The sequence below is a fragment of the Streptomyces sp. NPDC025793 genome (assembly GCF_055558375.1).
The window spans coordinates 1-9,331 of record NZ_JBVHMR010000107.1 but is presented as its reverse complement, the minus strand read 5'-3'; the positions used below and the strand labels follow the sequence as shown (position 1 = coordinate 9,331).

Below are 9,331 nucleotides of genomic sequence, written 5' to 3'. Positions count from 1 at the left end.
CAAGGTCCGCAGCGAACGCCAGCAACGCTGGGGCCGCCCACGCCCCAAAGCCGCCTGATCAACCCCGGCAACGTTCGTGGTCAACGCACTAGAGCCTGTCTGATGGGTCTGACGATTGGCCGAGGGTGTCCTGCCGTCGCGCGGTGCCCCATTCCCCCATACAGCGCACCACCGGCTCCAGTGCCCGGCCCTGCGCCGTGAGTGTGCAGCGGACTCGTGGGGGCCAACCAGGGGTGCGATGGCGCTCGATCACGCCCGCGCTGGTCAACTGGGCCAGCCGGTCGGAGAGGACCTTGTCCGAGAGGGCGGGCAGGGCGGCGGACAGCTCCGAGTACGCGGCCTGGCCACGGCGCAGGAATTCGCGAAGCACAAGGGGCGTCCATTGGCCGGCCAGCGTGGCGAGGGTGATGTCCACGGGGCAGTACGGCTGGTGGCCTGGCGGAACAAGGTCGCTGTCGGGACAGTCCTCCAGCGGGCCGCGGTCAACAGGCCGTGTGTGTCCAACGGTTTGGTGAGTCACGGCTCGCTGGTACAGCGTTCGGGATCACCTTGAGGCCGGCCCGACGCAGCGACCGGTATAGCTTGCGGTCACGTTCCTGGATACCCATCGACCGAGTTGTACCAGGGGCCAACAACCCCCGGTGTCGGCAACGGGCGAATCATGGACCGGTGGCGAGAGCACAGCCCGTCTGCCCCAGCCTTTCCACATCCCCGCCCCACCGACACCTTCGGTGCTCACACGCCGCTCCAAGGAGGGGAGTGGACGGATCGCGTCGAAGCCGCAGCTGACGAATGCCGGTGAGATTCCCATCCCTGCCCGGCGCGCATGTCGCCAGAGTATCGGGCCCGGAGTGGCGCCCCAACTCCCTGGAACGTGAAGCCGTACCGCACCACCTTGGCCAGGTCGCGAGTGCGGCGAAGGACGCGCTTCGGCGTCCGAAGCCGATCGGCATCCGCTCTCTTGGAAGCGGATGCCGAACCGTGTGCTTGCTGGAAGGTGGCTAACCGGCCATAGACGGGGCGTAGGGAGCAAGGGCCGGGGCGAGCTGGATTCCGGGAGCCAGGCCGAGGGCGACGAGGGCGTCGGGCAGGCCGCGGCCGACGCGGGCCGCCTCCAGTGTTCCCGGGGTGGCCAGGGGGCGACAGCTGGCGGCGATGATCTCGAACAGGTGCTGCACCCTGCCGGGTCCCCGAGGCAGCAGCTGGCCGTGGAAGTCCTCGTGGTGAGCGAGGACGAGCGCGGCCAGGGCGGCGACATGGGCCGAAGCCGTGCCGGTGCCGTCCAGGGCTGTGTACCTGCCCCCCGGTGCGCAGGACAGTACCGCCACACCGGGGGCGGCCGCGTCGACTCCGGGGCCGTGGCAGCTGAAGGGGGCGGCGAACAGCCCTTCCGGGCTGAGCTGCGGCCCCGTGTGGGTGGCTTGGGAGGTGTCCTGCGGATAGGTACCGAGGGCGCCCAGCGCGCCGACGGCGAACACGGTGGGAAGCGAGGCCGGGAAGGCGACCGACCCGCCGGTGTCCCCCGCCGGGGCCACGCAGGCGATGCCCGCCGCGCCCGCGTCGGCGAGCTTGCGGGAGACCAGGGCCGAGGGGTACGGGGCCGCCACCGCGATGTGGGCGATGTCCACCTCGTGCTCGATGCAGTGGTCCAGGGCGGCGATCAGGTCACTGAAGTGGCCGTCGGGCATCACCTTGCAGACCTCGATCTCGGCGTCGACCGCGATGCCGATGACACCTTTGCCGGTGTCCGCCCCGGAGATGATGCCCGCCGCATGGGTACCGCTGCCCAGCGTGTCGTGCGCCCAGCCCTCGTCCGTGCCGTGCACGAGATCGACTCCGGAGCGCACCCGTTCCTCGAGATCAGGGTGTTCGGCGCTGACACCCGATCCGATGGCCGCGATCCTGACGCCGAAGGCGCGGAAAGTGGGGGGCAGGCGGTCCACCCGCAGGGCCTGCTGACCCCAGCCGTACTGCTGCCGCTGCTCCAGTTCCGGGTACACCTTGGCGAGCGGGGTGAGAGTGACCAGGTTCTCCTGGCTTGCCGACAGGTCGGGGCGGGGGATCCAGCGGTCCGTGTAGCCGCCGGCGGGGCGCACGTACAGGGACTGGACGGACTCCGCCGTGTCCGTCGCGAGCTTGATGGTGACCGTCCCGTCGGCCCCGGTGATGCCCTGGGCCGGCCAGGCCGCCCCGATGAGGAACACCCCCACACCGGCCAGCGGTTCCCCGTCTGGGCCGCAGACGCGCAGCGCGATCTCGACAGGTTCCTCCATCGGCGTGACCAGCCCCGGGTCGCACAACGGCAGCAGTCCCGCCATGGGCGCGGAGACGGGCCCGGGCCCGGTCAGCGGCAGGTCCGGTTCGATGTGCACGTGCAGCGACCGCATCGCCGGCACTTGTGCCTCGGCTGCTTCGACGACCACTACGTCAGGGCAGGAAGGGTACAGGCCGGCGGCCTTCAGCTTCTCCGACGGCCGGAGCCTGCGGACCACGGTGACCTCGGGCATCTGTTCCAGTTGGTCGCACACCGCGTCCATGTCCAGTTCGGCAGCTCCCGGGGGCAGAAGATGCTGGGGCAGCGGCGTGACCATGTACCGCACCCTGCGCGGCTGCACCGTGATCGGTGACGGCGCTCCCGCACGGCGTGGTTTTGCCTCTCTGTCTTCGGGTGCCGGCCCACCGGACCCCGAGCCCTCTGATCCGCTCTCGCGGTTGTTCCGGGGTTTGCTCCCGGGCCTTTCCTTGACCATTACGTCCACCTTCACCACGTCCGCATGCCTACGTCGTCCTCTGCTCCTGATCCGGTGCCGGGGGCCCGCGCTTGCACGGTGATGCGGTGTGCCCAGGGACCAGGCCTGAGCACACCGCATCACGCGCGGCTGGACGTCAGCCGATGCCGAAGGGCTGACCCATCGGGCCGAAGCCGAAGCCGGGCTGCTGGTACTGCGGGAACTGCTGACCGAAGGACTGCTGTCCGAACCCGCCGCCCCACTGCTGCTGGCCCGGCGTGCTCTGGACGCCCTGCTGGCTCTGCTGGAGCAGCGTCACGATCGCCACCGGCAGCGCCTGCTGCACGGACTGCTCCACGGCGCTGCGGACGCCCGTGTGCAGCGTGTGATGCAGAGCGAGGGCCAGGTAGGGGTGCGCCTGATGGGCCAGGCCCTGCTGCTGCAGTTGCTGCTGGACCTGCTGGATCTGCTGCAGCGTCTGCTGCATGCGCTGCGCGATCTGCTGGCTCGCCTGCTGACAGGCCTGCTGGATCGCCTGCTGGACCACCTGCGCGAGCTGGCCCTGCGAGGCGCCGATCTGCTGGCCGAACTGCTGCTGGGGCTGGATACCGGTCGTGACCGACATGAATGCTCCGTTCGATGCCATGAGGGGAAGGGCAACATACAGAATGATGTTGCCCTTATCGGTATAAAACCGACGTGCTGAAGCTAAGTTGGCGAGGTTGCGACCGCAATCGGACGGGCCGCTCCCGGGGAGGAACCCCCCGATCGGCCCCGGTCACCGGCGAAGCGTTGGCGGAGCGGCAGGAGAGCCGCCGCTGATGCAGGTGGCGGTCAATCGCTCACATGGCCGGGGCCCCGTCCGGCAGCGAAGTGAACGAGGCTTGTGAAGGGCGCCGATGCCCCAGAAGGACTGGACCAGCTGGTGCGGAGCGACCGGGGCCTTTGGGCAGTCCCAGGCGGCATCGCTCGCTGGATCGTGACCCGCCGCGCCCGTTCGGCCCATCCCTGGTGCCCATGGGAGCAGGGAACGGGCTGCCGGTCACTGCGCGATGTTCGGGCAGCTGGACCGAACAGGCTGTGGGACCCGCGCTTGAGCCCCAGCTCCTCGGGCGATCTTCGGCGGCCTCGCGCAAGATGGGTTTCGTTGCCGCAGCCGAGGCAATGGACGACCGGCCGTATCCGACTCGCCTCACGCCCCGCGCTGCAGCCCACCGGCGCACATCGGGAGGCGTTAGCGCCTGATTCGGTCTGGGACTGACGAATCCGCACAGGCACGCAGAAGCCGGGAAAGGAATAACGGTGTTCAGTCACAGCATCTCGGGCGTCGTGCTGGTGGCTGTCGATGCCTCACAGCAGGCCCAGTCGGCCGCGGATTGGGCGGCGGCCGAGGCCGAACGGCACGGATGGGATCTGAAACTCCTGCACGTGGTGGATGCCGGCACACGCACACTGCTGGGCACCGGTGGCCTTACCGAGGCCGCTGGTCGCGCCGTCCAGGAGGCCGACACCATGCTCCACAACGCTGCGCGCCACTTGGCACAGCGGCGTCCGAGTGTGTCGGTGGACGCCACTGTGGCCCGCGGTTCGCCAGCTGCGACGATCTTGCATGCCGCCGAAGGAGCCTCGCTGGTCGTGCTCGGCACCCGCGGACACGGCGGCTTCGCGGGCCTGCTGCTGGGCTCCGTCAGCCGACAGGTGGCGCCATGCCACCCGTCCGGTCGTGGTAGTGCGAAGCCCTGCCGGCATACCGCTCCAGGTACCGGTCGTGGCCGGCGTGCGCGACGAGCGGGACGCCGACGCCGTACGGTTCGCCCTGGCCGAGGCAGATGTGCGCAATCTGCCAGTACGTCTGATCCACGCGTGGACGCCGGCCGTCCACCCCGGTGTCCTTGCATCCCAGATCAACATGGCGAAGGAACAGCACCTGCGCGCAGAAGTGCTGAACCATGCGGCCCTACCCATCGCTGAATATCCCCACGTACACGTGGACACGGAAGTGATGACTGGGCGTGCGGCCGGCTTCCATTTCGGCGCTCTCATGCAAGCACCTGAACCGGTCAAAGGCTAATGAAACGCCCTCTTCGCGCCCTTCACGGCCACCCGCTTCACGGACCGGGCGATCTACCCGCCTGCGGTCACGTCGGTATCATCCGCACCTCACCATTGTGCATATACATGACCCTGATGAGCCTGGCCCCGACTGGGAAAGGCCGCAAGCGGTGGACCATGCGCTGGAAGGCACCCCTGAACGCCTTCCAGATCGCTTCGAGGGCCGCCTTACCCCGAGCAACAACTGAGACCTCAACAACCAAGATCAGCCGTTTAGTTGGCCCACCCACGAGGGCGGCGACGCAGTGCTCTCTTTCGAGGTCCCCGATTACTTGCCCGGTGTCAACAGGCCAGGAATGGTACGGGTCTTCCGCGTTTCGGGGGCTTCGGGGACGCTCGGGGTCAGGTCGCGGCGGTGGGCGTGAAGGAAGATCCGTTCGTCGGCGTAGACCGCGAAGAAGAAGACGAGTGCGACGCCGAGGCCGATCACCGAGGGGCGGTGGCCCGTGGTGGGGGCCAGGACGGCCGTCATCGCCAACCACAGGAAGACGTTCGGGGTGTTCTGTGTGATGAAGAGGTCCCGGCCGAGGCCGGTGCCGTGGGGGCGCAGGCGCAAGAACAGCGTCGTCAGGAGGCGCAGGGCGGGCAGGGCCGCCGCTGCGGCGGACATCACCAGCAGGAGTCGGATGGCCGTGTGGGCGGTCAGACCGGTCGGCGGGGTGAGGGCGAAGGTGGCGAGGCCGGCCACGGGGACCAGGGCCAGGCCGCCGAGCCAGTTCCAGTTGGTGCTGAGGGCGCCCGCCCGGATCGGGTCGCGCCGGCGCAGGGACTGCGCCCCGATGCCGGGCAGTACAAGGGCGGCGAGCAGGACGGCCGCGTAGGCGAGGAGGGCTGGTTCGAGCCTGCCCAGGGTGAGGGTCGGGACGGTGTATGGGAGGGCGAGGGGGAGGGCAAGGCCGGTGAGCAGGATCGCGGGGAGGGCGAGCGAGGCGGCCACTGTGTGGCGTACGGCGAAGAAGTAGTCGCCTCCCCAGAGCAGTGAGAGGGTCGGGGCTATCAGTGCGGGTGGGAGGAGCAGAAACAAACCGGCCAACTCCAATGGGAGCGAGTGCCCGGCCCAGATGAGGACCAGGCCCAGTGCGAGACGGGGGAACAGCAGGGGCCAGGCCGTGCGCAGGCTGCTCAGGGGGCGGCGCAAAGTGGGTGGGTCCACGCGCAGCATGGCGAAGAAGGAACCGACGGCCAGGAGGGTGGTAAGGGCGGTGGTGAAGACTGGGGCCGGGACCTGGATGCCGAGCGCGAGCTGGACCGCCACGCCCGTCGCGGCGGCCGTGGCCACCAGCAGGGGGAGGCGGATCTCCACGATCTCGCCCAGGTCGTTGACGAGCCCTGCCGCGGCGGGGGCGGCAACCGCGCGGCGCAGGTCCTGCTCGGAGAGCGGGCGCGCGTTGGGGATCTTGAAGTCGCGGTACGTGTCCGGGCTCGCGTCCGCGACGACCAGGGCGAACATCTCGACGACGTACTTGTGGGCGACGACCAGAACAGTGCGTCCCTCGCGGGAGGCGGGCAACAGGACGTTCTCGTAGTACGCGGCGACCCGTTCGTACAGCTCCCGCCAGCTCTCGCCGCCTGGCGGGCGGCCGGTCGGGGAATGGAAGGCCTCGGTGTAGCCGGCGAAGCCGCTCGTCTTCTTCACCAGGCTTTTGTTGCGGCCGCTGTAGACGCCGAAGTCGCGCTCGGTCAGTGCTTCGTCGACGGTGATCCGGTCCGGGGGTTGTGGGAGCCGGTCGATGACGGTCCACGCGGTCTGGCGGGCGCGTTGGAGCGTGGACATGTGCACTTCGTCGATGCGTACGCCGCTCGCGGCGAGCGCGGCGACCCGCTCGGCTGCCTGGCCGGCCTGGCGGCTGCCGAGGGCGGTGAGCGGGGTGTCCAGGCGCCCGGCGAAGCGGTTCTGTTCGTTCGCCTGGGACTCGCCGTGGCGAAGGAAGAAGAGGGGCATTGAGTGTCCCTTGCGTGGGGGGCGTAGGAGTTGTGGGGTGTGGCAGGGGTGTGAGTGACAGCTGTGCTTGTTTATTGTTCAAGTTCATGGTGGGAGGTGTTTGTTTTCCGTGGGAAGTCTGTGCGGGAACGTTCAGATTTCTTTGGCCTGAAGCTGCGGCTGATTGGCCGAAGCCGTGGCGGTGAGCGGCCCGGGGTGCGCGTACGCGTGTCGTCTATCGCGCAACACCGCCGCTGCCGCTGCCGGCCGGAGTCGTTGGCCGAGGTCACCGGGCAGGCGCATGTCACGACGCCGCAGCAGGCGCGGCGGAACAACCGGGTCGATCACGTGACCTCTTCAGCGGACCGCGCGGATGCGGCAGGGGGCCGGCGCACGGATCCTCGCCTGCCACTCAGCCGGTCACGGCGGCGGGCCGGGGTACTCAGAGGGCTTGCTGGCCGTGGGGGGCAGGGCCGGAAGCGGCGCGGAGGCGGTCCCGGGCCGGCACCCGCTGGTACTCGGCCGACAGATCCCCAGGTCCGGCCGCGTCCTTGCGGTAGGGCACCACCCGCCCCGGCTCCACACCCGCCCAACGACGCGTGGCGAATGGTCAGGCCTGGTGATCATGCTGCTCTGTCAGCACGAGTACACCCAGTCGCGACCACAACAGATCTGTGACCAGCCACTTCAGGTGGAAACGAGCCCACTGGTGCTGGACGAGCTTGCGGAGCCGGCCGCCGAGTGGGTCCGCGCCGGCGGGCTGCGGCCGGAGATCACCAGCCATCAGATGCTGGCCGCGCTGGAGGCGGAGACGGACCTGCCCCTGGCCGAGGAGGCTGGCCGCACTGGCGGGAAGGACCTGATCCAGACCATCCGGCACGGCCTGTATGCGCCGAGAACATCACCTTCAAGTACCTGAGTGCTGGCTGAGCTTGCTGCACGGGAGGGAGGTGAGTGTCACCTTCTTCCTCGGCGGCGTTGCGAGCGCTACCTCATAGCATTCCGAGACGGCCGCACCGGAGATTGATCCGGGTGAGGCGTACGGGATGTTGACCCGGAAGGTGATGGAAGTGCCCGAGCTTGTCCTGACGACTCCGGGTGTGGCCAGCTGGAGCGAGGCTGCCAGCTGCTGAATCCGGTCGTTGTCGGGCAGGGAGGACCCGGATGCCGTGTCCAGACGTGTTGCGAAATGGTGTGCGATGTCGGCAGCCTCGCGCAGCGCCTTCAGGCGGTTGCGGTCCGCCTGCTGGCTGTTGTCCTGCTGCCCCCATGCGAAAGCGGCAAATACCGCGACCGTGATCAGGCATGTCACTGCGCCTGCCATACCAGTAAGACGCCGGAAGCGAATCATGGAATTGTCCCCGTCCGGTGTTGCCCGCCCGAGGACTGGCTCAAGTCGGGCGGGCAACGCTTCGGTCTCTCGCTCTCTTATGCCTGTCTGGAGGTTGCTACTGAACTTGGAATCGTGATGTGGGCGCGGTGGGCGGCGTCTGGCGCTGCTGAGGCAGACCGGCCGGCTACTGCGGATCGACAGGGCGGTCCCGTGGCCGTGAGACTGGACAGATGACGAGATGATCTCCCGGTTCCGGGGATGTTCAGGCCATTCTCTTCGACTCCGGTGGTGTGCTGATGCGTCCGATCGGAGGCCGGTGGAACCCGCGTGCGGACTTCGAGGAGACCGTCCTCGCTCACGATCCGTCGATCACGAATGACCGGTTCGCCGCGGCGATCGCCGCCGGAGACCGGTTCCTCGCCGCCTTGTTTTCGAACCCCGACTACGACGACTACCACCGCGTGGTGCTACGCCACCTCGGGATGGAGGCCACCTCGCAACTCCTGGCCGACCTGCGCCGTGAAGTCCCTGCGGACAGAGTGCTGGAGCTGTACCCGGACGTGAGGAAGACCCTGGAGGAGCTGAGCCAGCGGCAGGTGCGGATGGCCGTGGTCTCCGATGCCTGGCCCGACCTGCCCGGCCTGCACGCGGTACTGGGCATCCACCACTTCTTCGAGGCGTACGCGATCTCCGCCGAGTTGGGCTGCAACAAGCCGGATCCGCGCATGTATCACCACGCCGGCACCGCGCTTGGCCTGACGCCCACGCAATGCCTGTTCATCGACGACGATCCCGACCTGGTCCAAGCGGCCGTCGACCTCGGTTATGCGGGGCGTGTGATCCGCCGGGACTCCCCGCTCCCGGACGTTCCTGCCGTCCCGTCCATCGCAACTTTGACGGAACTGCCGGAGCTTTTCTGATCAGGCTTCGCTCAAAGTCCGGAGTGAGCCCGGTGGCAGCGAGGCAGCCGTCGATGGTGTTGACGAACCGGGAAGTCTCCCGCTGACGGATGACCTTGTCGGTGGACTACCGCTACGGACCTGCCCGAGCTTCCTGACGCCTACGCACATCAGGCCCACTGACGCGCAGTTTTTATGACGCACGGGTCTCATCGGGGCCACGCTCACGCGAGGCCCCACGACGGGATCAGACGGTGAGGACGAGCTTGCCCTGGAGGTGACCTGCGTCGAGCAGCCGGTGCGCGTCGGCGACGCGCTCGAACGGGAACGTCTCCTG

At 68.6% G+C, this 9,331-nt stretch carries 10 protein-coding genes and 2 pseudogenes; 5 read left to right on the top strand and 7 right to left on the bottom strand.

Going from position 1 to position 9,331, the window contains the following annotated elements:
• Nucleotides 1-88 precede the first annotated feature (88 nt).
• The 3 genes from ACZ4MF_RS48300 to ACZ4MF_RS48290 all read right to left on the bottom strand — a co-directional run bounded on the left by ACZ4MF_RS48300 (nucleotide 89) and on the right by ACZ4MF_RS48290 (nucleotide 3,354).
• On the bottom strand, nucleotides 89-415 hold the full coding sequence (locus ACZ4MF_RS48300; protein WP_467500732.1) for a winged helix-turn-helix transcriptional regulator: 327 nt from the start codon (nucleotides 413-415) through the stop codon (nucleotides 89-91).
• Nucleotides 416-1,001: 586 nt separating this feature from the next.
• Nucleotides 1,002-2,591, bottom strand: a complete 1,590-nt coding sequence (locus ACZ4MF_RS48295) for a S8 family serine peptidase (RefSeq protein ID WP_467500730.1) — start codon at nucleotides 2,589-2,591, stop codon at nucleotides 1,002-1,004.
• A 295-nt stretch (nucleotides 2,592-2,886) separates the two neighbouring features.
• A complete protein-coding gene (locus tag ACZ4MF_RS48290) occupies nucleotides 2,887-3,354 on the bottom strand; it encodes a hypothetical protein (protein WP_467500728.1) in 468 nt (155 codons plus the stop codon).
• A gap of 677 nt (nucleotides 3,355-4,031) precedes the next feature.
• On the opposite strand from ACZ4MF_RS48290, the pseudogene ACZ4MF_RS48285 reads away from it, so the two are divergent.
• The 3 genes and pseudogenes from ACZ4MF_RS48285 to ACZ4MF_RS48275 form a co-directional block, all read left to right on the top strand.
• Nucleotides 4,032-4,421 (top strand): annotated as a pseudogene (locus ACZ4MF_RS48285) (universal stress protein); the annotation flags it as partial.
• 76 nt (nucleotides 4,422-4,497) lie between these two features.
• The gene (locus ACZ4MF_RS48280; protein ID WP_467500739.1) at nucleotides 4,498-4,800 is read left to right on the top strand and encodes a hypothetical protein; all 303 of its coding nucleotides are present in this window, start codon (nucleotides 4,498-4,500) and stop codon (nucleotides 4,798-4,800) included.
• Nucleotides 4,801-4,898: 98 nt separating this feature from the next.
• Nucleotides 4,899-5,029: pseudogene (locus ACZ4MF_RS48275) on the top strand (IS256 family transposase); the annotation flags it as partial.
• A gap of 80 nt (nucleotides 5,030-5,109) precedes the next feature.
• On the opposite strand, the gene ACZ4MF_RS48270 reads toward ACZ4MF_RS48275, so the two are convergent.
• Together ACZ4MF_RS48270 and ACZ4MF_RS48265 are read right to left on the bottom strand one after the other, a co-directional pair.
• Nucleotides 5,110-6,783, bottom strand: coding sequence for a histidine phosphatase family protein (locus tag ACZ4MF_RS48270; protein ID WP_467500726.1), 1,674 nt, complete (start codon nucleotides 6,781-6,783; stop codon nucleotides 5,110-5,112).
• Nucleotides 6,784-6,915: 132 nt separating this feature from the next.
• Nucleotides 6,916-7,110, bottom strand: coding sequence for a hypothetical protein (locus ACZ4MF_RS48265; protein WP_467500737.1), 195 nt, complete (start codon nucleotides 7,108-7,110; stop codon nucleotides 6,916-6,918).
• A gap of 271 nt (nucleotides 7,111-7,381) precedes the next feature.
• On the opposite strand from ACZ4MF_RS48265, the gene ACZ4MF_RS48260 reads away from it, so the two are divergent.
• Entirely contained in the window at nucleotides 7,382-7,681 is a 300-nt protein-coding gene (locus ACZ4MF_RS48260; protein ID WP_467500725.1) for a hypothetical protein, read from the top strand.
• Here ACZ4MF_RS48260 and ACZ4MF_RS48255 read toward each other — a convergent pair.
• Nucleotides 7,670-8,113: a hypothetical protein gene (locus ACZ4MF_RS48255; protein ID WP_467500724.1), complete on the bottom strand. Its 444-nt coding sequence runs from the start codon at nucleotides 8,111-8,113 to the stop codon at nucleotides 7,670-7,672. The two genes, ACZ4MF_RS48260 and ACZ4MF_RS48255, sit on opposite strands and share 12 nt — an antisense overlap.
• A 251-nt stretch (nucleotides 8,114-8,364) precedes the next feature.
• Here ACZ4MF_RS48255 and ACZ4MF_RS48250 point away from each other — a divergent pair, with 251 nt between their 5' ends.
• Nucleotides 8,365-9,015, top strand: a complete 651-nt coding sequence (locus tag ACZ4MF_RS48250) for an HAD family hydrolase (protein ID WP_467500736.1) — start codon at nucleotides 8,365-8,367, stop codon at nucleotides 9,013-9,015.
• 226 nt (nucleotides 9,016-9,241) lie between these two features.
• On the opposite strand, the gene ACZ4MF_RS48245 is transcribed toward ACZ4MF_RS48250, so the two are convergent.
• On the bottom strand, nucleotides 9,242-9,331 hold a 90-nt coding region (locus tag ACZ4MF_RS48245), incomplete at its 5' end, for a zinc-binding dehydrogenase (protein ID WP_467500734.1).